This is a genomic window from Pseudomonas sp. 14P_8.1_Bac3, from assembly GCF_025466085.1.
Classification (GTDB): domain Bacteria; phylum Pseudomonadota; class Gammaproteobacteria; order Pseudomonadales; family Pseudomonadaceae; genus Aquipseudomonas.
In genome coordinates, this window is the sequence record NZ_JANLOD010000050.1 from 16227 (window position 1) to 37433 (window position 21207).

Here is a 21207-nt window from a genome sequence, read left to right on the forward strand (position 1 = left end):
ATGCTCGCGATGGACGTCAACGATAACGCTGGCAGTCTGATTAATCGCGGTGTCATGACGTTTTTCACGAGCATGCTCGCTCCTACAGATTGCCGCCCGAGCACCAGCCGCTGCCTCGCAGCGGCTTTTGTATTTTCTGAAATAACGAAGTGGAGAGCCGCATGGTTCCCGTAATCGCCCTGGTGGGCCGACCGAACGTCGGCAAGTCCACCTTGTTCAACCGCCTGACCAGGACTCGTGACGCCATCGTCGGCGACTTGTCCGGTCTGACCCGTGATCGCCAATACGGTGAGGCCAAGTGGCAAGGGCGTTCCTACATTCTGGTCGACACCGGCGGTATCTCCGGTGACGAGCACGGTATGGACGAAAAAATGGCCGAGCAGTCGCTGCTGGCCATTGAAGAAGCCGATGTCGTTCTGTTCCTGGTAGATGCCAAGGCCGGTTTCACCGCCGCCGACCAGATGATCGCCGAGCATTTGCGCAAACGTAACAAGCGTTCGTACGTGGTTGCCAACAAGGTCGACAACATCGACCCTGAAATGGCCCGCGCCGAATTCGCCCCGTTGGGTATGGGCCACGCGATCCCGATCGCCGGCGCTCATGGTCGTGGTATCACCCAGATGCTGGAAATCGCCCTGAGCGACTTCCCGAAAGACGACGAGGAACCGGAGGACGGCGAAGAAGAGGACGTTGCCGAAGGCGAGGAAGCCAAGCGCATTCCTGGCCCAAGCGAAAAAGACGGGATTAAGATCGCGATCATTGGCCGTCCGAACGTCGGCAAGTCGACCCTGGTCAACCGCATGCTCGGTGAAGACCGGGTGATCGTGTATGACCAACCCGGTACCACCCGCGACAGTATCTACATCCCGTTCGAGCGTAACGACGAGAAGTACACGCTGATCGACACCGCCGGTGTCCGCAAGCGCGGCAAGATCCACGAAGAAGTCGAAAAGTTCTCCGTGGTCAAAACCCTGCAGGCGATCAAAGACGCCAACGTGGTGATCTTCGTGATGGATGCCCGCGAAGGCGTGGTGGATCACGATCTCAACTTGCTGGGCTTCGCCCTTGAAGCCGGTCGTGCGCTGGTCATCGCGATCAACAAGTGGGACGGCATGACGCCGAGCGAGCGCGATTTCGTGAAGGTCGAGCTGCAACGTCGGCTGTTCTTCGTTGACTTCGCCGACATCCACTTCATTTCGGCCCTGCACGGCACGGGCGTGGGCAACCTCTACGCCTCCGTACAGAACTCGTTCAAGTCCGCTGTCACCCGCTGGCCAACCAACCGCCTGACCCAGATTCTGGAAGATGCGGTCGGTGAACACGCACCGCCGATGGTCAACAACCGCCGGATCAAGCTGCGTTATGCCCACCTGGGGGGCGCGAACCCGCCGATCATCGTGATTCACGGTAACCAGATCGAAAAGGTGCCGAAGTCTTACGTCCGTTATCTGGAAAACACTTACCGTCGTGTGCTGAAGCTGGTTGGTACGCCGATCCGCATCGAGTTCAAAGGCGGCGAGAACCCGTATGAAGGCAACAAGAACTCGCTGACCGACCGCCAGGTCAACAAGAAGCGTCGCTTGATGTCGCACCACAAGAAGGCCGACAAGAAGCGTCGCGACAAGCGCTGATTCAAGGCGGCCCGTCCTGGCTGGGAGCGAGCCTGCTCGCGATGGCAATCTGTCTGACACGTTGATTTTGCAGCTGTCGACGCTATCGCGAGCAGGCTCGCTCCCACAGGGGCGCGGGTAGAAGAAAGGGCGCTTTATGCGCCCTTTTTTTATGGGCGCCGGATGGGCTATCCTCGGGCTCTCCCGCGCCGCCGTTAGAGCCGGGTGTAGAGCAGGGAATCACCGATGATCACCAGTAAGCTGCCGAATGTCGGCATCACTATCTTCACTCAGATGTCTCAGCTCGCGGCGCAGACCGGGGCGATCAACCTGTCCCAGGGTTTTCCCGATTTCGATGCCCCGCAAGCCTTGTGCGATGCGGTTGGCCGGCACATTGCCCAAGGCCACAACCAGTATTCACCGATGACCGGTCTGCCAGCGCTGCGTCAGCAAGTGGCGGCGAAGATCGCTCGCCGCTACGGCGTCCAGGTCGATGCCGACAATGAAGTAACCATCACCCCCGGCGCCACCCAGGCGATCTTCTGCGCGATTAATGCGGTGATTCACAGCGGCGACGAAGTGATCGTGTTCGATCCGTGCTACGACAGTTATGAGCCTGCGACGGAACTGGCCGGTGGTCGCTGCGTGCACGTACAGCTCGGGCTGGATGATTTCTCCATCGACTTCCAGAAGCTGGCAGATGCGATTACGCCGCGCACGCGCATGATCGTTCTCAACTCGCCGCATAACCCGAGCGGGGCGCTGATCAGCCGTGCCGAGCTGGATCAGTTGGCGGATCTGATTCGTGGTCGCGACATTTACCTGGTCAGCGATGAAGTCTATGAACACCTGGTGTTCGACGGCGTCGCCCACGCCAGCGTGCTGAATCATGAAGAGTTGTATCAGCGTGCGTTCGTGATCAGTTCATTCGGCAAGACCTATCACGTCACGGGCTGGAAAACCGGTTACGTGGTCGCGCCACCGGCCCTGACGGCGGAGCTGCGCAAAGTGCACCAATACGTGAGTTTCTGCGGCGTGACCCCGCTGCAGTTTGCGTTGGCCGACTTCATGGCCGAGCATCCTGAACACGTGGAAGAACTGCCGGCGTTCTATCAGGCCAAACGAGATCTGTTCTGCGATCTGTTGGCGCCTTCGCGCTTCAGTTTTACCCGCGTGGCCGGCACCTACTTCCAGTTGGTCGATTATTCGCAAATTCGCCCGGACCTCAACGACGTCGAGATGGCCCTGTGGATGACCCGCGAACACGGCGTGGCGAGTATCCCGATCTCGGTGTTCTACCAGACGCCGCCCGAAGGCCAGCGCCTGGTGCGTCTGTGCTTCGCCAAACGCGAGGAGACCCTGCGTGAAGCAGCGGCAAAACTATGCGTGATCTGAGTGCACTGCCCAATCTGAACATTGCGTTGATCCAGACCAGCCTCGCCTGGCACGACCGGCAGGCCAACCTGGAGCACTTCGAGCCGTTGCTGGAGCAGGCCCGCGGCGCAGACCTGATCATCCTGCCGGAGATGTTCACCACCGGTTTCTCCATGGAATCCGAAACGCTCGCCGAACCGGAAAACGGTCCCACCAGCAAATGGCTGCGCGCCCAGGCGGCGAAGCTCGATGCGGTGATCACCGGCAGCGTCATCGTGCAGGCCGCCGACGGCAGCCATCGCAATCGTTTGTTGTGGGCGCGGCCTGACGGCGAAGTCTGGCATTACGACAAGCGTCACCTGTTCCGCATGGCCGGCGAGCACAACCACTACACCCCCGGCGAACGCCAGGTGCAGTTCGAGCTCAAAGGCTGGCGCGTACGGCCGCTGATTTGCTACGACCTGCGCTTCCCGGTGTGGAGCCGCGATGCCCAGGACACTGACCTGTTGCTGTACACCGCCAATTGGCCGGGTGCACGGCGTCAGCATTGGAACCGTTTGCTGCCGGCACGGGCGATTGAAAACCTGTGCTATGTGGCGGCGGTGAATCGCATCGGCACTGATGGCAAGGGTTTCGCGTATACCGGCGACAGTCAGGTGCTGGACTTTCAGGGCGAGACGTTGCTCAGTGCCGGTGAGGCGGACGGGGTGTTTCAGGTCGTGCTGAACGCGGCTGACCTTCAGGCTTACCGCACGCGGTTTCCGGCGAATCTGGATGCCGATACGTTTGAGTTCACCTGATATTCGCGGTGCCTGAAAGGACCTCATCGCCAGCAGGCTGGCTCCCACAGTGGAAAAGCAATCTCCTGTGGGAGCCTGCTGGCGATGGGGCCAGAACAGGCAGCACAAAACCGGCAGACAAAAAAAGGCCCCAAGGTTCACACCTTGGGGCCTTTCGCATTTCAGCGACGCTTACGCCGCTTTCGCTTCCGGCTGGCTCAACGAGCGGTTCAGCGCACTGAACAGCGCCTTGAAGCTGGCAGTGGTGATGTTTTCATCGATGCCGACGCCGTGCACGGCGCGTTGACCGTCCACACGCAGCTCAATGTAAGCCGCGGCCTTGGCGTTGGTGCCCGCGCCGATCGCGTGTTCGTTGTAGTCCATGATTTCCACCGGGATCGGCAGACCGGCCACCAGCGCTTCCAGCGCGCCGTTGCCCTTGCCGCGCCAGTGCAGGTTGGTTTCGCCCTGGCCTTTGCCGGAGACTTCCACTTCCACGGCGCTGTTGCCGTTTTCTTCCTGCAAGCGATGGCTGACCAGCGCGTACGGGGTGTTGGCTTGCAGGTACTCGCTGTGCAACAGCGCGTGGATCTGCTGCGCGGTCATTTCCAGGCCCAGACGGTCGGTTTCACGCTGCACGACCTGGCTGAACTCGATCTGCATGCGACGCGGCAAGCTGATGCCGTATTCCTGTTCCAGCAGGTAAGCGATACCGCCCTTGCCCGACTGGCTGTTGACGCGGATCACCGCCTCGTAGCTGCGGCCGATGTCGGCCGGGTCGATCGGCAAGTACGGCACTTCCCACAGGGCGTCCGGTTTCTGCTGGGCGAAGCCCTTGCGGATGGCGTCCTGGTGGGAGCCGGAGAACGCGGTGTGCACCAGGTCGCCGACGTATGGATGGCGCGGGTGCACCTGGATCTGGTTGCACTCTTCGACGACTTTGCGTACGCCGTCGATGTCAGAGAAGTCCAGCTCAGGGTGAATGCCCTGGGTGTAGAGATTCAACGCCACGGTCACCAGGTCAACGTTACCGGTGCGCTCGCCGTTGCCGAACAGGCAGCCTTCGACCCGGTCCGCGCCCGCCATCAGGCCCAGCTCGGTGGCCGCGACGCCGGTGCCACGGTCGTTGTGGGTGTGCAGGCTGATGATCACGCTGTCACGACGGTTGATGTGACGGCCGAACCATTCGATCTGGTCGGCGTAGATGTTCGGGGTCGCACATTCGACGGTGGCCGGCAGGTTGAGGATCACCTTGTGCTCAGGCGTCGGGTTCCAGACTTCGATGACCGCGTCGCAGACTTCCTTGGCGAATTCCAGCTCGGTGGCGCTGAAAGTTTCCGGCGAGTATTCGAACGTCCACTGGGTGTCTGGCTGCTGGGCGGCGTATTTGACGAACAGCTTGGCCGCATTGACCGCGATGGCCTTGATCCCGTCCTTGTCCTGGTTGAAGACAATGCGGCGGAAGGAAGGGGAGGTCGCGTTGTACAAGTGAACGATGGCTTTCTTCGCCCCGCGCAGGGATTCGAAGGTGCGCTCGATCAGGTCTTCACGGCCCTGGGTCAGCACCTGAATGGTAGTGTCGTCCGGGATGTGGTTGCCTTCGATCAGGGTGCGCACGAAGTCGAAGTCGGTTTGCGAAGCGGCCGGGAACGACGCTTCGATTTCCTTCACGCCGACCTGCACCAGGGTTTTCCAGAAACGCAGCTTCTTGACGGCGTCCATCGGTTCGATCAGCGACTGGTTGCCATCGCGCAGGTCGGAGCTGCACCAGATCGGCGCGGCGGTGATGGTCTTCGACGGCCAAGTGCGGTCCGGAATATCGATGGTCGGGAACGCGCGGTATTTCGAAGATGGGTCTTTGAGCATGCTCATCGGGAAATCCTTATTGTGTGGGCCGAAAAAAGGCGGCCTGCCGGTGGATCAATGTTCTTGGGGAAAAGCATAAGACGAGGCGTCGCGATTCAGCCCGGCAGTCGTGCGCTGACAAGGCACAGGCTGCGGTGCTGGCGAAGCTGAATGAGGGTGTGAGAGGTTTTCATGCCTTCAACCCTAACCGCGAGGGGGGAGGATGGCAAGCAGTCGAAAAAAATTGAGAGGAATACCCGAAATGAAGAGTTCTTCGCGATTTTATTGTGCTTCAGGCCCGAGATCGTTTTGAAGTTTGCGCGGGGTTTGAGGAGTGCGCAATTGGGCAGGTAACGTGTTGCCGGGTTGTGGGTGTGGTTTTTCAGGGATGTTTTTGGTGGTTTTGAGACCGCCTTCGCGGGCAAGCCCGCTCCCACAGTGGGCGAGGGTGGATCGCAACTGTGTGCGCCCCCCGGAACCTGTGGGAGCGGGCTTGCCCGCGAAGAGGCCAGTCGCCACACAGAAAATTCAGGGTTGGAACGCCCCGATGAAAATCGCCGGATCCACCCGCGCATCGTTCAGGCTGACATTCCAGTGCATATGCGGCCCGGTCGCGCGTCCAGTCGAACCCACCTTACCCACCACGCCACCGCGGGCCAGTTGCTGCCCGACCTGCACATCAATCTTCGACATGTGGCAGAACATGCTGATAAAGCCCTGGCCATGGTCGACGAATACCGTGTTGCCGTTAAAGAAGTAGTTACCGATCAGAATCACCTTGCCCGCCGCCGGCGTTTTGATCGGCGTCCCGGCCGGCACGGCAAAGTCCAGCCCGGCATGGGGATTGCGTTCTTCGCCATTGAAGAACCTGCGCACACCAAACTTGCTCGACAGCGGCCCGTTGACCGGTTTGTCCAGCAGCAAGTTGCTGGGCGTATTCGGGCTGAACGTGCGGTACGCGGCAATCTGCACCGCCAGTTCGCGCTCGATGCGCTTGAGGTTTTCCGGGTCGGGATTGACCTGCTGGGTGTTCTTCAAGGTGATGCGCTGTTCCGGGTATTTCTTGCTGCCCACGGTGAAATTCAGTGTGCGACCGCCGCTGCTGACTTGCTGAATGCCCGGTTTGACCGTCAATGGCACGCCGACAATCGCCAGCCAGTTGTTCTGTTCCTTGACCACCAACACCGGTTTGCCCTGATAGCTGGCTTTCGGTGCCTGGGCCGCAGCGCCCAGGTCCACCACCGCCACGCCGCCGGGCACCGGTTTGTTCAACAGGCGGGTGATGTAGCTGTCGGCGTGGGCATTGAAGGTCAGGCACAGCAACAGCAGCGGAGCGAGAAAACGCGGCATGGATCAATCCAGTAATGAAAGGGTGACGGGCGTCAGGTGATTGTCTTCGACCCGCACATGCAGCTCGCCTTCACCCAGTTTGGCTTTCAGGCGCTGACCGTTATAGGTCTGCGCGGCGGTGCGAATCGCATGACCGCGCTCGTCCAGCAGGATGCTGTAACCACGCCCGAGGGTTGCCAGCGGGCTGACGATGTGCAGCGTCTGCACTTGATTCTGCAGTTGCAGGCGCCGGCCCTTGAGGCCCTCGCGCATGGCCCGGGGCAGGCGTTCGGCGAGGCTGTCGAGGCGCTGGCGCAGCATTGCCAGTTGTCGTCCCGGATGTTGCCCGGCGAGGCGGGTTTCCAGGCGAATCAGCCGTTCGCGACGCGTATTGAGACCGCGCTCGAACGCGCGCCGCATGCGCATGTCCAGATCGTCCAGGCGTTGCGCTTGCTGACGCAGACGTTCGCCGGGATGCCTCAGGCGACGAGAGACACCTTCGAGGCGCAGCCGATCGCGCATCAGGCGGTCACGCATGCGCATCACCAACCGCCGATGCAGGCTTTCGACCCGATGCACCAGGTCGCTGGAATCCGGGGCGAGCAGTTCGGCGGCGGCGGACGGCGTCGGGGCGCGAACGTCGGCCACGAAGTCGCTGATCGACACATCGGTTTCATGGCCGACGGCGCTGACAATCGGTGTCACGCAGGCGTCCACGGCACGCGCCACGGCTTCTTCGTTGAAGCACCAGAGGTCTTCCAGCGAGCCGCCGCCTCGGGCCAGGATCAACGCATCGAAACCGCGGGCGTCCGCCAGTTTCAGGGCGCGGACAATCTGCGCCGTGGCTTCGCGACCTTGCACCGCCGTGGGGATCAGCGTCAGTTGCACCTGCGGCGCACGACGGCGGAACACACTGATGATGTCGCGGATCACCGCGCCGGTGGGCGAGCTGATGATGCCAATACGCTGTGGGTGCGCGGGGAGCGGCACTTTGCGCTCGGCGCTGAACAGGCCCTCGGCACTGAGTTTTTCCTTCAGGGCATCGAACGCCAGGCGCAGCGCACCGTCGCCGGCCGGTTCGACGGTGTCGAGGATCAACTGGTAGTCGCCTCGGCCTTCGAACAACGAAACCTTGCCGCGCACCTTGACCGCCAAGCCGTCCTTCAACGCCTGGCGCACCCGCGCGGCGTTCTGCCGGAACAGTGCGCAACGCACCTGGGCGCCGCTGTCCTTGAGGGTGAAATACACATGACCGGACGCTGGGCGGGCGAGGTTGGAGATTTCGCCTTCGACCCAGATGTTGCTGAACACGTCTTCGAGCAACACCCGCGCGCGGCCGTTGAGCTGGCTGACAGTCAGAACTTCACGATCGAGGCCGAGTCTTGCAAAGGGATCTTTAATCATGGGGCGCAGTTTAAAGGTATTCGCTGCTCAATCTCCATCGCCAACACCATCCCTTGGTAGGGCGAGCCTGCTCGCGACAGCGGTTTGGCTGACACATTTTTCTTGGATGTACCGACGCTTTCGCGAGCAGGCTCGCTCCTACAAGGGGTAAAGTTGTCCGCGGGTTTCAAGGACGACAGGGGAAGAGAGTGCTCGAATTGTTAAACCAATGGCCCTTCGGCCCGACGGACTGGTTGGTGATCGGCCTGGCCATCGCCCTCGCTTACATCGTTTTCGGCATTGCCGGGTTCGGCACCGCGCTGGTGGCGGGGCCGATTCTGATTCTGTTCATGCCGCTGTCGAAGATCGTGCCGTTGCTCGTGCTGCTGGATTTCGTCGCCGCGTTCGGCAATCTGCTGCCGTCGCGCCGGGACGTGGCGAAACCGGAGTTGCTGCGACTGCTGCCGTGCATGGCGGTGGGGTGCACGCTGGGGGTGATCTTTCTGTTGAACCTGCATTCCGATGTGTTGCTATTGTTGATGGGGCTGTTTATCAGCGCCTATGCGATTTACAGCCTGTGGGTGAAGACCCGCCCGACGCAGTTGTCGGCCGCCTGGGCGGTGCCGATGGGCACGGTGGGCGGGATGTTCGGTGCGTTGTTTGGCAGCGGTGGCTTTTTATATGCGATCTATTTGAACAGCCGATTGTCGAAAGACGCGGCGCGGGCGACTCAGAGTGCGCTGATCAGTTGCAGCACCGTGGTGCGCCTGAGCTTGTTCGCTGTCGCGGGGGTGTATGCCGAGCTACCCTTATTGATGTTGGCCCTGTGTTTGCTGCCCGCCATGGCCTTGGGGCTGTGGATCGGCCGGCGGTTGACCCTGCGCCTGTCTCGGGAGGCGTTTGTACGGTTGGTGACCTGGCTGGTGCTGGTCAGCGGGATTGCCTTGATCGGGCGGTATTTGAGTGCTTGACCTGGGTGTGTCAGGCATTAAGCTGCCGGCCACTTTTCCTCATGTGGGAGCGAGCCTGCTCGCGATAGCGGTTTCTGAGCCGACTCAAGGGTGACTGGCCCACCGCTATCGCGAGCAGGCTCGCTCCCACAGGGAAACCTTCAGTATTCGTTACAGGCTTTCACCATGAATTCCCAGAGCATCATCGTCCCGAAAATCTCCACGCTGCCGGTGCACGAGCCCCGGGCCAGGGCGGTCGTGCGCTGGCTGGTGCGCAAGAACATCATCAAGGAAGAACTGACCACCTGCGGCCGGACCGGCAACCGCATGGGCCACGCCATCGCCGATGGCGCCCGCGCCGTGGTGCTGCACCCGCAGGCGTTGCCGTTCGGTGAGCCGATCAATGGCCTGGAGATCGTCACCAAGCGCTGCATCTATACGCCGGCCAAGGGTTTCCTGGGTGAGGCGGGCTGCGCCGAGTGCCGCAAGGAAGTGGGCGAGGCGTTGTTCGAAAGCCTGGAAGACTGGATGCCGGGGCGCACCGATAACTTCACCTGCCCCGAGTGCGGGCATGAAGATGACATCAACGGCTTTCTGTTCCTGCAGGAGTGCGGCTTTTCCAACCTGGGGTTCATCTTTAACAACTGGGCGGAGGCGGGGTTCAAGCAGAACTTTCTCGATGAGTTCGCCGATTGGCTGGATCAGCCGGTGAGCTGCGTCAAAGTCGAACTCTGACGACCTGTAGGAGCGAGCACGCTCGCGATGAACGCCCAGACACCGCGTTCATCCAGACAGCAAGCGCTATCGTTGACGCCCATCGCGAGCAGGCTCGCTCCACAGGGATTTGTGGGGCAAAAGTCCCGTCGATCACCGCAGCGATAATAGACAGAGTTTTACATTGAACCCGAGGGGGTGTCTGACTATAATGGCGCGCTTCCATTTTCCCGCTCGGGAGCCCCCGCGATGCTGCGTATCAGCCAAGAAGCTCTGACATTCGACGACATTCTCCTAGTGCCCGGTTATTCCGAGGTGCTTCCTAACGAAGTCAGTCTCAAGACCCGCCTAACCCGTGGCATCGAGCTGAACATTCCCCTGGTTTCTGCCGCCATGGACACCGTCACTGAAGCCCGACTGGCAATCGCCATGGCTCAGGAAGGTGGTATCGGCATCATCCACAAGAACATGACCATCGAGCAGCAAGCTGCCGAAGTCCGCAAGGTCAAGAAGTTCGAAGCCGGCGTCGTCAAGGATCCGATCACCATCGAGGCTGACGCCACGGTCCGTGATCTGTTCGAACTGACCCGCATGCACAACATTTCCGGCGTTCCGGTGCTGCACGATGGCGACTTGGTCGGCATCGTCACTTCCCGTGACGTACGTTTCGAAAACCGTCTGGACGCCAGTGTCCGTGAAGTGATGACGCCTAAAGAGCGTCTGGTCACGGTCAAGGAAGGCGCCGACAAGAACGACGTTCGCGAGCTGCTGCACAAGCACCGCATCGAACGCGTGCTGATCGTCGACGACAAGTTCGCCCTCAAGGGCATGATGACCGTCAACGATATCGAAAAAGCCAAGGCTTACCCGCTGGCCAGCAAGGACGACCAGGGTCGTCTGCGCGTTGGCGCGGCGGTCGGCACCGGTAAAGACACCGGCGATCGCGTCGCCGCGCTGGTCAATGCCGGCGTTGACGTGGTGGTGGTCGACACCGCCCACGGTCACTCCAAAGGCGTGATCGACCGCGTTCGCTGGGTCAAGCAGAATTTCCCTGACGTGCAGGTCATCGGCGGCAACATTGCCACCGGCGCTGCCGCCAAGGCCCTGGCCGAAGCCGGCGCCGATGCGGTCAAGGTCGGTATCGGCCCTGGCTCGATCTGCACCACCCGTATCGTCGCCGGTGTCGGCGTTCCGCAAATCAGTGCCATCGCCAACGTCGCCGCTGCCCTTGAAGGCACTGGCGTACCGTTGATCGCCGACGGCGGCATCCGCTTCTCCGGTGACCTGTCCAAGGCCATCGTTGCCGGTGCGTCCTGCGTGATGATGGGCTCGATGTTCGCCGGTACTGAAGAAGCGCCGGGCGAGATTGAACTGTTCCAGGGGCGTTCGTACAAGGCTTACCGCGGCATGGGTTCGCTGGGCGCCATGTCCCAGGCCCAGGGCTCTTCCGACCGTTATTTCCAGGACTCCTCCGCGGGTGCCGAGAAGCTGGTTCCGGAAGGCATCGAAGGGCGCGTTCCCTACAAGGGCAGCCTGAGCGCCATCATCCATCAACTGATGGGCGGCCTGCGTTCCTCGATGGGCTACACCGGCAGTGCCGACATCGAAGAAATGCGCACCAAGCCTGAGTTCGTGCGGATCACCGGTGCTGGCATGGCCGAGTCCCACGTCCACGACGTACAGATCACCAAAGAAGCGCCAAACTACCGCGTAGGTTGAGGCTTCAAGCAAAACGTTAAGTAACCGGGGCTGTTTTATTCAGCCCCGAGTTGTTTCTGAATCACGACTGTTTCTGAATGACTTAGACGAGACTGAATCATGGCCCTCGACATCCACGCTCACCGCATCCTGATCCTCGATTTCGGTTCCCAGTACACCCAGCTGATTGCCCGCCGCGTGCGTGAAATCGGCGTGTACTGCGAACTGCATCCGTTCGACATGGATGACGAAGCGATTCGCGAATTCGCTCCAAAAGGCGTCATTCTCGCCGGCGGCCCCGAGTCCGTGCACGTCGCCGACAGCCCGCGCTGCCCGCAAGCGGTGTTTGACCTGGGCGTACCGGTCTTCGGTATCTGCTACGGCATGCAGACCATGGCTGAACAGCTGGGTGGCAAGGTTGAAGGTTCCGAGCTGCGTGAGTTCGGTTACGCCCGTGTCGACGTGGTCGGCAAGAGCCGTCTGCTGGATGGCATCGAAGACCACATCGACGCCGACGGCCTGTTCGGCCTCGACGTCTGGATGAGCCACGGTGACAAGGTCACCAAGATGCCGCAGGAATTCCACATCCTGGCCAGCACCCCGAGCTGCCCGATTGCCGGCATGTTCGACGACGCTCGCGGCTACTACGGCGTGCAATTCCACCCGGAAGTGACCCACACCAAGCAGGGCGGTCGCATCCTCTCGCGCTTCATCCTCGACATCTGCGGCTGTGAAGCCCTGTGGACCCCGTCGAAGATCGCTGAAGACGCCATCGCCCAGGTTCGCGCCCAGGTCGGCACCGACAACGTCCTGCTCGGCCTGTCCGGCGGCGTGGACTCTTCCGTCGTTGCTGCACTGCTGCACAAGGCCATCGGCGATCAACTGACCTGCGTCTTTGTCGACAACGGCCTGCTGCGTCTGCACGAAGGCGAGCAAGTGATGGCCATGTTCGCCGAGAACATGGGCGTCAAAGTGATCCGCGCCAACGCTGAAGATCAGTTCCTGAACAACCTGGCCGGCGAGTCCGACCCGGAGAAGAAGCGCAAGATCATTGGCCGTACCTTCATCGACGTCTTCGATGCCCAGTCCAACAAACTGGACAACATCAAGTACCTCGCTCAGGGCACCATTTACCCGGACGTGATCGAATCGGCTGGCGCGAAAAGCGGCAAGGCCCACGTGATCAAGTCGCACCACAACGTGGGCGGCCTGCCGGAAGAGATGAACCTGAAACTGGTCGAGCCGTTGCGCGAACTGTTCAAGGACGAAGTTCGTCGTCTGGGCCTGGAACTGGGCCTGCCGTACGACATGGTCTACCGTCACCCGTTCCCGGGCCCGGGCCTGGGCGTGCGGATTCTCGGTGAAGTGAAGAAGGAATACGCCGACCTGCTGCGTCGCGCCGACCACATCTTCATCGAAGAACTGCGCAAGGCCGACTGGTACCACAAGGTCAGCCAGGCGTTCGTGGTGTTCCAGCCAGTGAAATCGGTTGGCGTTGTCGGCGATGGCCGTCGTTACGCCTGGGTCGTGGCCCTGCGTGCCGTGGAAACCATCGACTTCATGACCGCGCGTTGGGCACACCTGCCTTACGAACTGCTGGAAACCGTCAGCGGCCGCATCATCAACGAAATCGAAGGCATCTCCCGCGTCACTTACGACGTGTCGAGCAAGCCGCCGGCGACGATTGAGTGGGAATGATCCTGCCCACGGCTTAACGGCCTACCCATAGCCACAACAAAACGGCCGCGTGAACACTGCTCACGCGGCCTTTTTGTGCGCGGTTAAAACGTTCGATCAACTGGCCGGTGTCATCCCTCGATCGTTCAGCGCATCAAGCAACGCCGTCATGCTGTCGAAGCGTTTCCTGTGCAGCGTCGGCCAGGCGGGGCGCTCGATGTAGAAGCGTCCGGACTCAAAGTCAATGGGCGTCCGCGCAAGGAGGTTGTCTCGTCCCCGGTGAACCAGCCAAATCCCGTCGGGCTCTCTCTTCAGGGTGTACATCCCCGGGCGGCTCAGCAACTGCTCGATGTCTGATGTGGAGCGTGCCATGAACGGCGTGGAGATTTGCAAGCGAAGATCGCTCTTGGCCAGGCCTGTCGGCCTGTCATCGTCATCGACGAAGGTTCTGCCCGGGTCCGGTTCGTATCCACGCGATTTCCCCTTGGCCACGTCCTCGATACGCAGCCCGACAGCCTCACTCAGTTCACTGACCCCAGTGACGCCCTCATAGGTGTTGGCGTGGGAGTTGCCCATCAGGGCCACCCACTTGTGTGGCCCGCGCACGGCTTGATCGGCGTCGATGACCGTGTGGGCGTAAAAATTCATCATCTGCTGCCGGGTCGTTTGATTGAGGTCGTACATGCCTTCGAGTCGATAACTGGCCATGCAGTCAAGGGCCTGGATCCGTATGCCATGGCGGTTGGCTTCCTTCACCAGCTCAAGGAAATTGAAACGCTGTGATGGATCGGTCATGTGCCCCTGATCCAGGCCTTGCAAATAAAGTTCAAGGTCTCTGGGCATGACCGAGGTGCTGGCGAAGTTATCCAGCGCCGCCTGATGGAAGTCCGTGAACAGATGCTCCATGTACAGGGTTTTCACGCCCTTGCGGGACAGCGTCGGCATCTGTTCGATCAACCATTGTTTGCTGCCGATTTCGGCATGGCTCTCACCGATGACCAGCCCGTTGAAATGTTCGATCCACCAATCGATGAATGACTCGGCGCTGGACGCCGGGTCAATGGTCGGTATCGCCGGGCGCTGCGCAAGACCCAGATCGGCATAAAAACCGGTGGCCGCTTCATGCAGTTTTTTGCGCAGGGCTTTGAAGGCTTGCACCGGTGAGTCGCTGCTGAAACTGGAGACATCGTCGCGCAGTGTTCGGTCGCCAGGGGCCACAGCGGTTTGCTTCAGTTTCCCGCGAAGCGGTAGCGGAACTTCATAGGGCGAACGAAACAACGCGGTGTCGGGCAGCGTCGTTTCCGCGCTGGCGATCGCGCTCGTGTCGGAGGTGGATGGTGTCGGTTCGCGCACCGGCGATGGTCCCGCCAGAGGATCGATACGCACACGCCTCAGCGACAGGCCTTCATCCTCCAGGGCCAAGGCCAGTTCGTGCACGCTGTCAAAATGACGGCCACTGACCGAACTCCATCGCGGGCGAACGATGAAAAAGCCGCCGGCGTCGTGCTGGATCTGCGTATGCACCAATGACCCGTCGCCGCTGCGATGAATGAGCGTGGCGGAGTCCTGAATCATGAACATGCCGCTTCTGGGCAAGGCGTTCTCGAGACTGGTGGCGGTGATCGTTGGCGGCGGGGCGTCCAGTTGCAGGCGCAGGTCGCTCTTGAGCAGATCGATGGGATTACCCATCAGGTCTCTTACTTTTTTGCCCGGATCGGCCGACAGCCCGCCGGCCTTGACCACGGGCAATTCTTCCACGCGAAGGGAGACGGCACCCTCCAGTTCGCTGACGCCGGCGACGCGATCGAAGCGGCTGGCGCGTTCCTCATCGACCAACGCCACCCAGCGATTGGCCCCGCGCGCGGCCTGGTCAGCGCGGATCGCCGTGTCGGAAAAGTAGTTCATCATCTTGCGGCTGCTGCCCTCCGTGGTGCGCTCCATGCGCGGGAAGCGGCGGCTGGCCATGCAATCGATGGCTTGCACGCGGATATGGTTTTTCTGCGCCGCCTTGACCAGCGCCGTGTAGCTGTGGGGGCCGGTCGGATCGCTGCCGAAGCGGCTGTCCAGGGTTTGCAGCGACTCCTCGAGCGCGGTCGGCATCTTCCCGGTCCGATGGAAAAGATCGAGATCCGCTTGATGGAAATCGGTCAGCAGATGATCCACATACAACGTCCTGACCTTCTGCTTGTTCAGCAGCTTGAAGTTGTCGATCAGCACTTGCCGGGCGCCTGTGCCCGAAGTGTCCTGACCGATCACCAGACCGGGCGCTGCCTTGAACAGGCGCTTGCTCATGTCAGCGAACGGGGTCGATGGTTTGAATATCGGCACCGCTGGACGTGGCGGTATGTTCGGGGCGCTGTAAAAGTCGATGGCGTCGTCATACAGGCTGCGGCGCAGCGTCTTGAAATCCTGATAAAGACTGTCGCTGCCGTGCACGCTGTCCAGCGGAAACTCCTCCACACGGGCTTCTGCCAGCGGCCGCAGCACCGTTGTCGACGTCGGCGGAACGTCATACGGCATCGATGGCGTCGCGGTCTCGGGCAGCGGACCGGCCGTGTGTCCCCAAGGCCAGTCACCGAAGATTTTCATGCCACCGCGCAGGCCGGGGCGCGCGACCGGTTGCCATTTCAGCGCCTCGTTCAAGCGCACCGGCACGTTGCGGTAAAACGAATGGGGGTGCGCCGGGTCGACGATCACCCAGCCGCGCATCTGCTCGACATAACGAACCTGATAGAAACCGTCGCCCGCGGCACGACGCATGTAGATGTAGTGCTTGCCTGACGGGGTCTGGATGATCCCTTGCAGTTTCGGATGTCCGCTGTCGGCGAGTGTGGCTTCGGTGATGGTGGTTTTGAAGGACGCGAGAAAATCCTCGGGCGCAGCGGGGAGCACCTGTTTCGGCGCGATCTGTTCCAGCGTCGGCAGCGGGGTGCGGGCCTGATCGGCCAGGAGCAGATGCTCTTCTTCCTCGATGAGCATCGAGGTTTCGGCGATCTCCGGCAGTTCGTGGCCCTTGAGGAAGGTGGCGTTGAACAGCGTATCGATGGCGGTGAAAATCGCTGCGGTCACCGCCGACTTTCGCGCCCCCGGGGTTTTGCCGTAGACCGCCTGATCGATCTGCAGGCCGACGTTGGCAATGCCCGCACCGACCACCGCCAGCGCGACCGGCCAACCCACCGCCGCCATGGGGCCGAACATTTTGTTGAAAGCGTTCAGGTAACCGATCCACAGTTTTTTACGCAGCTCGCCGTTGGAATGCATCATGAACTCGGCGTCGCTGATCATCCGGGCATGGGTCGCCTGCGCCAAAAACGTGAACGCATCCCCGTTCAGCGCTTCGGCGCTGTGTTCAACCAGCTGATGATCGTTGCTGTGCCAGGTGCTGGTCAGCAGGTCCAGCACATGATTGAGCCCGACGTTTTCGATGTGCGGTTCACGGAACAGCAGGGCAACGAGATTTGCCCCCGGATTGCCCAGAGAGAGCCAACTCCGCTTGGCGCTCTGGCGCGAGGAGGTGTCCTCCATGATGTCGTGGTCGGCGACTTGAAAGTGCGCCATGAAGCGCTTGCGGTCGGAGGGTTTCTTGATTTTCGACAGGACCCACCAATGCACGTGGCGATCAGACTGCAGGGCGTGCACGCCCCAGACTTCTCCGGGGGTATAGATCATCTTTCTGCCCCGGGCATCGACGATGCACAGGATGTCGGTGGCCACGAATCCGCCGATCTTCAGCAGGCTGACCCGTATGCCCTTGGCTGGCGGGGCTTCGTCTTCGAGCATCTGGCGCGTCACCGGCCAGCGGACGTTGCCCGCCACGGCGTTGACCACAATCTTGAAGTTTTCGTCCGAGAGTCGCCCTCTTTCACGGTCCTCCATGGCCTTGGCGAGGAAGGTGCATTTGGCCAGGGTGCGGAAGGTCTTGTCGTGTTTGTGCCAGAACGATTGGATTTTTTTCCGGTAGCGATCGACGAAGTTGATCTCCCAAAAAACCTTCAGCACATCTTTGGCATGCAGCCGCACTTCATTGGTTTGGTCATAAGTGCCGGCATCCGGTCCGGCGATGTAGAAACCGGCGTAGGCGTCGAGCAGGTCGGCGTTGTCCTGGTCGTGCACGCTGAAGCGCTGGATGACCAGTTGCGGCAGGGTCATCGATTCGCGTGGGGTTTCAAGCCGGTGTTCCCAGCCGGTGAAGGTCAGCGGGTTGCTTTGGGCGGCGCGAAAGCGGTGGAAGTAAACCTGCTCGGGCGCCAGGTGGGTCAGGTCATGTCTGGCAAGTATGTCCCGGGCGATGGCGCAGGCCATTTCATACATATCGGGACAGGCTTCGACCATTGTCGGAACCAGTGATTTGAGTGCCTCTCGGTCAGCGGCGTTGGGCAGTGTGGCGTCTTGAGTCGTGTCCACAGGCTTTCCTTGATCGTGGTGGGTTGAAAACAACCGCGATCATTTCAGGGCGGACGCTGACGGGTCTGTCAGACGGCAGGTCGACGTGGTGTCGTATCGAGTGATGGGGTGCATGGGAAAACGGCGCTGCACGCGCACGAAGCATGAACCCGCGCGGGCCGAGCGCGGCCCGGCGGGTCGTTGAGGGTGCTAGTGACTGATCATGCCGGCACCCGGCTTTGCAGACTCAGCCCTATCGACTTCAGCGCCTTTGACAGCGCTTCCACGCTGGCGAAAGTCACGCCGCTGATGGTGGGCCATGACGGACGAATGATGCGGTAGTTGCCATCTGCCATGGCTTCCACGGCGGTGCGGACAACGGAGCCGTTGCTGCTCCGGTGGACCAGGGTGTACGCACCCTCGGTCTTCTCGAACAGAAACATTCCCTGACGAAACAGCAGGCGCCTGGTTTGCCCTTCCGTCCAGCTCACCGCAGGCGCTTCCATTTGCAAGCGCAGGTCGGCGTGGAAGGGGTCGACGTTTCCACGCGAAACAGGGCTATGGAAAAAGGGGCCGCGTTCTATCTCAGTGCCAGGGTCCAGATCAATCCGTTGCCCCTGACCCGGATAGACTTCTTCGATCCGCAAGCCGATTCCCCCTTCCAGCTCACTCAGCCCCGCGAGCCCGCGAAACGTGTTGGTATTTTCCACGCCGGTCAACACTACCCATTTCCCGGAGTCGTTCAGCAGTTTGTCCGAGAACATGATTTCGTGGGCCAGGTGGCTGGCGATCATCTGCTCATCCACCGCCGTCTGCGCGATCGGTTTTCGATAGTTGGCTGCGCAGTCGATGGCCTGGACACGAACGCCGTGTGCCCTGGCGGTCTTGACCAGTTCCAGCTCATTGAATTGGCCGGCAGGGTCGGTGCCGAGCCGGGTCAGGTACGCTTCCAGGTCGTTGGACATGACGCCGGTATTGAAATAGTTGTTGAGCTCCGTTTGAGCGAAGTCGGCGAGCAGACGACGCATGTAAAGGGTTTTTACGCCCTGGCTGGCCAGCGTTGGCATGTCTTCGATCACCAGGCGCATGCTGGTGATCCGGTCCAGGGTTTCACCGATGACCAGCCCCGGTGCCTCGCTGAGTGCGCGCTCGAACAGCTCACGGAAGGTCGTTGTACTGTCTACCGTCGGGATGGGCGGGCGTGGCGGCAGGTTTTCCCACGGCAGGTTCTGATAGAAGCGCCTGGCCGACGAGAGCAGCGTTGCCGCTTTATCGGCGAAATTCACTGCATAGCGATCCGGAATGACCAGCGCCCCGCCGGGACCCATCTGCACTTGAACGTGAGTCTCGCGAATGCCCAGCGCCCATTGTCGGAGACTGGCCCTTGCGTGCGGGGCAACGTCGTAGGGCGTTTTGACCAGGCGTGCAGTCCTTGATGTCGAGGGCTGCGGCGTTTCGGGGGTGTCTGCCACAGGCTGGGTGGCATCGGGTAGTTCGGTCATTTCCAGTTCGACTTCACAGGTTTTGCCCAGGCATTGCCCGCCGGCCGGCAAACGCAGTTTCGGCATGCGCTCCCATACACCTTCGGCATTCAGGCGAACGGGCAACGAGTGGATGAACTGGTTGGGCCTGGCCGGATCGATGATGGCCCAATAACCACCGCCCTGGGAGTCGGGGAAGTAGCGCACGTAGTAAGCGGTGTCGTTCATCAAAATCGCGTAAGGCGGATCGGAATCAAGCGCGTAGATGCCCTGGAATTTCCCCGATTCACTGATCGGCGTTTTGCCGTCGAGCAGCTCGTTGGTTTCAAACGCTTGCGGTATGTCGGACGGTTTGGCCGCTTCAGCGGGCAGGGCGGATATTTCCTCCGCGGGCGGCAACGCGCCCTCGGTCTGCTCATTAACGGGAGTCTGTTGTTCTGGCGGAGCAGATTCATCCAATGCGGATCTGTATTCATCCCATTCGGCGGCTTCAGCAGCGTCGACCTCGGCACCCACTTCCGCTTCCGACCCGACCCCTTTCAGGAACGGCAGGTTGAACAGTACATCGATGGCACTGAGGACCGCACCGATGACCCCGTCCTTGCGTTCGGAGGCTGTCTTGCCGTTCACCGCCTGATCGATGTTCAGCCCCATGCTGGCCAGGCTGGCGCCGATCACGGGTAACGCCACTGGCCAGCCGACGGCAGCCATCGGACCAAACAGCTTCAGGCCGGCGCTCAGGTAACCGATCCATAATTTTTTCCGCAGATCGCCGTTGGAGGTCAGGGATAAATCCGCTTCGGCGAACATCGCCTGGCGGGTCGAGTCGCGCAGCCAGCTGAAGGCATCGGCGGTGATGGTTTGATCGGTCTGATTGATCAGATGATGGTCGGCATGGCCCCAGGTGCTCACCAGGCGATTCAGCAGGTCAGTGATGTCCTCGCTGATGGCCTGACGGTCAGCCAGCGAGAAATGATTGAGGAAGGCGCGCCTGGGCGCTTCCTTGTTCATTTGATTGAGGACCCACCAGTGCAGCTCCGACGGCGTTTCAAACACTTCGAAGGCCTGGGTTTCGCCCGGCACGTAAACGATCTGCCGGCCCTTGGCATCAACGATGCGCAGCAGGTTAGTGGCGACATGGCCGGCAACATCCAGCGCGGCGACGTGCAGGCCCTCGCCAGGCGCAGTCTCGGTTTGCAACATGTTCAGCCTGACCGGCCAGGTCAGCGGTCCGATGACTGCCTTGATCGCGGTTTGAAAATCATCGTCCGACAGTTGGCCGCTGTCCCGTGCCTCCACGGCATGGCTGAGGAAATTGCACTTGGCCAGGGTGCGAAAGTCGCCGGCATAGTCGTTCCAGAACGTGCGTAATTTGTTGCGATAAATGTCGCTGAAGTTGAGGTCCCAGAACGCCTTCAGTACCTCGTTACCGTGCAGGTGGACTTCATTGGTTTCGTTGAAATTCTCGGCTTCCGGACCTGCCGTGTAGAACCCGGCATAGAGGTCCAGCAGGTCGGCGTTGTCCTGATCGGTGGCGCGGAAGCGATGAATGACCAGTTGCGTCAGGGTCAGGGATTCATAGGGTTTTTCGAGGCTGTGCTGCCAGCCGGTGAACGACGTCGAACTGCTTTGCGCCGCCTTGAACCGGTGGAAATAAACCTGGTCGGGGTCGAGATGTTCGAGCCCATGCTTGACCAGCAACTCGGCGGCCACTTCATGTGCGGTGTCATGCAGACTCGGGCAGGCCAGGATGACGTGGGCGGCGAGGACCTTGAGGGCGGCCATGTCCGCGGCGTTGGGCAGAGGACGGGGTTCAACTGAATTCATGTGTTCTCTCCTTGAGAAATGGGCGTCGAGCATCGCCCATGCGCTCAAGGCAGGTGCACTACATAGATAGCGCCACTTCCGTTCCCCTACCGTGTAGAGGCCGATCCGGCTGTGACCATCCGCCACGCCACCCTTACTGTTTCGCAAGCGCAGGTGT

General features: G+C 60.9%; 12 protein-coding genes. 7 read left to right on the forward strand and 5 right to left on the reverse strand.

Features of this window, described 5'->3' with window-relative positions:
- The first annotated feature begins 161 nt into the window (after positions 1 to 161).
- From der to NTD84_RS16125, 3 genes are all read left to right on the forward strand, one after another.
- Entirely contained in the window at positions 162 to 1631 is a 1470-nt protein-coding gene (der, locus tag NTD84_RS16115) for a ribosome biogenesis GTPase Der (protein ID WP_262167295.1), read from the forward strand.
- Positions 1632 to 1856: 225 nt separating this feature from the next.
- A complete protein-coding gene (locus tag NTD84_RS16120) occupies positions 1857 to 3005 on the forward strand; it encodes a pyridoxal phosphate-dependent aminotransferase (RefSeq protein WP_262167298.1) in 1149 nt (382 codons plus the stop codon).
- Positions 2993 to 3784 (forward strand): amidohydrolase, encoded by a 792-nt coding sequence (locus NTD84_RS16125; RefSeq protein WP_262167301.1) that lies wholly within the window; start codon positions 2993 to 2995, stop codon positions 3782 to 3784. Before NTD84_RS16120 ends, NTD84_RS16125 begins: the two co-directional genes overlap by 13 nt.
- 171 nt (positions 3785 to 3955) lie before the next feature.
- Here the strand turns inward: NTD84_RS16125 and leuA are convergent, their stop codons facing one another.
- From leuA to xseA, 3 genes are all read right to left on the reverse strand, one after another.
- Entirely contained in the window at positions 3956 to 5635 is a 1680-nt protein-coding gene (gene leuA, locus NTD84_RS16130; RefSeq protein WP_262167304.1) for a 2-isopropylmalate synthase, read from the reverse strand.
- Positions 5636 to 6136: 501 nt separating this feature from the next.
- Positions 6137 to 6958 carry a M23 family metallopeptidase gene (locus NTD84_RS16135; protein ID WP_262167306.1) on the reverse strand — a complete coding sequence of 274 codons (822 nt, stop codon included), beginning with the start codon at positions 6956 to 6958 and terminating at the stop codon, positions 6137 to 6139.
- A 3-nt stretch (positions 6959 to 6961) separates the two neighbouring features.
- Positions 6962 to 8341 (reverse strand): exodeoxyribonuclease VII large subunit, encoded by a 1380-nt coding sequence (gene xseA / locus NTD84_RS16140; protein ID WP_262167309.1) that lies wholly within the window; start codon positions 8339 to 8341, stop codon positions 6962 to 6964.
- Between the two features lie 188 nt (positions 8342 to 8529).
- On the opposite strand from xseA, the gene NTD84_RS16145 reads away from it, so the two are divergent.
- From NTD84_RS16145 to guaA, 4 genes are all read left to right on the forward strand, one after another.
- The gene (locus NTD84_RS16145; RefSeq protein WP_262167312.1) at positions 8530 to 9291 is read left to right on the forward strand and encodes a sulfite exporter TauE/SafE family protein; all 762 of its coding nucleotides are present in this window, start codon (positions 8530 to 8532) and stop codon (positions 9289 to 9291) included.
- A gap of 165 nt (positions 9292 to 9456) precedes the next feature.
- Positions 9457 to 10005, forward strand: coding sequence for a sugar ABC transporter ATPase (locus NTD84_RS16150; protein ID WP_262167315.1), 549 nt, complete (start codon positions 9457 to 9459; stop codon positions 10003 to 10005).
- A 228-nt stretch (positions 10006 to 10233) separates the two neighbouring features.
- Positions 10234 to 11703 carry an IMP dehydrogenase gene (guaB, locus tag NTD84_RS16155; RefSeq protein ID WP_262167318.1) on the forward strand — a complete coding sequence of 490 codons (1470 nt, stop codon included), beginning with the start codon at positions 10234 to 10236 and terminating at the stop codon, positions 11701 to 11703.
- 99 nt (positions 11704 to 11802) lie between these two features.
- Positions 11803 to 13380, forward strand: coding sequence for a glutamine-hydrolyzing GMP synthase (gene guaA / locus NTD84_RS16160; RefSeq protein WP_262167321.1), 1578 nt, complete (start codon positions 11803 to 11805; stop codon positions 13378 to 13380).
- Positions 13381 to 13476: 96 nt separating this feature from the next.
- Here the strand turns inward: guaA and NTD84_RS16165 are convergent, their stop codons facing one another.
- Both NTD84_RS16165 and NTD84_RS16170 read right to left on the reverse strand, forming a co-directional pair.
- Positions 13477 to 17763 carry a membrane-targeted effector domain-containing toxin gene (locus NTD84_RS16165; RefSeq protein ID WP_262167324.1) on the reverse strand — a complete coding sequence of 1429 codons (4287 nt, stop codon included), beginning with the start codon at positions 17761 to 17763 and terminating at the stop codon, positions 13477 to 13479.
- 200 nt (positions 17764 to 17963) lie between these two features.
- A complete protein-coding gene (locus NTD84_RS16170; RefSeq protein ID WP_262167326.1) occupies positions 17964 to 21050 on the reverse strand; it encodes a membrane-targeted effector domain-containing toxin in 3087 nt (1028 codons plus the stop codon).
- Between the last annotated feature and the right edge of the window lie 157 nt (positions 21051 to 21207).

Bases quoted from the DNA above. Each gene is read 5' to 3' on its own strand.
- leuA (WP_262167304.1), bottom strand. From the start codon at position 5,635: ATGAGCATGCTCAAAGACCCATCTTCGAAATACCGCGCGTTCCCGACC.
- NTD84_RS16120 (WP_262167298.1), top strand. From the start codon at position 1,857: ATGATCACCAGTAAGCTGCCGAATGTCGGCATCACTATCTTCACTCAG.
- xseA (WP_262167309.1), bottom strand. From the start codon at position 8,341: ATGATTAAAGATCCCTTTGCAAGACTCGGCCTCGATCGTGAAGTTCTG.
- NTD84_RS16170 (WP_262167326.1), bottom strand. From the start codon at position 21,050: ATGAATTCAGTTGAACCCCGTCCTCTGCCCAACGCCGCGGACATGGCC.
- der (WP_262167295.1), top strand. From the start codon at position 162: ATGGTTCCCGTAATCGCCCTGGTGGGCCGACCGAACGTCGGCAAGTCC.
- guaB (WP_262167318.1), top strand. From the start codon at position 10,234: ATGCTGCGTATCAGCCAAGAAGCTCTGACATTCGACGACATTCTCCTA.
- guaA (WP_262167321.1), top strand. From the start codon at position 11,803: ATGGCCCTCGACATCCACGCTCACCGCATCCTGATCCTCGATTTCGGT.
- NTD84_RS16125 (WP_262167301.1), top strand. From the start codon at position 2,993: ATGCGTGATCTGAGTGCACTGCCCAATCTGAACATTGCGTTGATCCAG.
- NTD84_RS16135 (WP_262167306.1), bottom strand. From the start codon at position 6,958: ATGCCGCGTTTTCTCGCTCCGCTGCTGTTGCTGTGCCTGACCTTCAAT.
- NTD84_RS16150 (WP_262167315.1), top strand. From the start codon at position 9,457: ATGAATTCCCAGAGCATCATCGTCCCGAAAATCTCCACGCTGCCGGTG.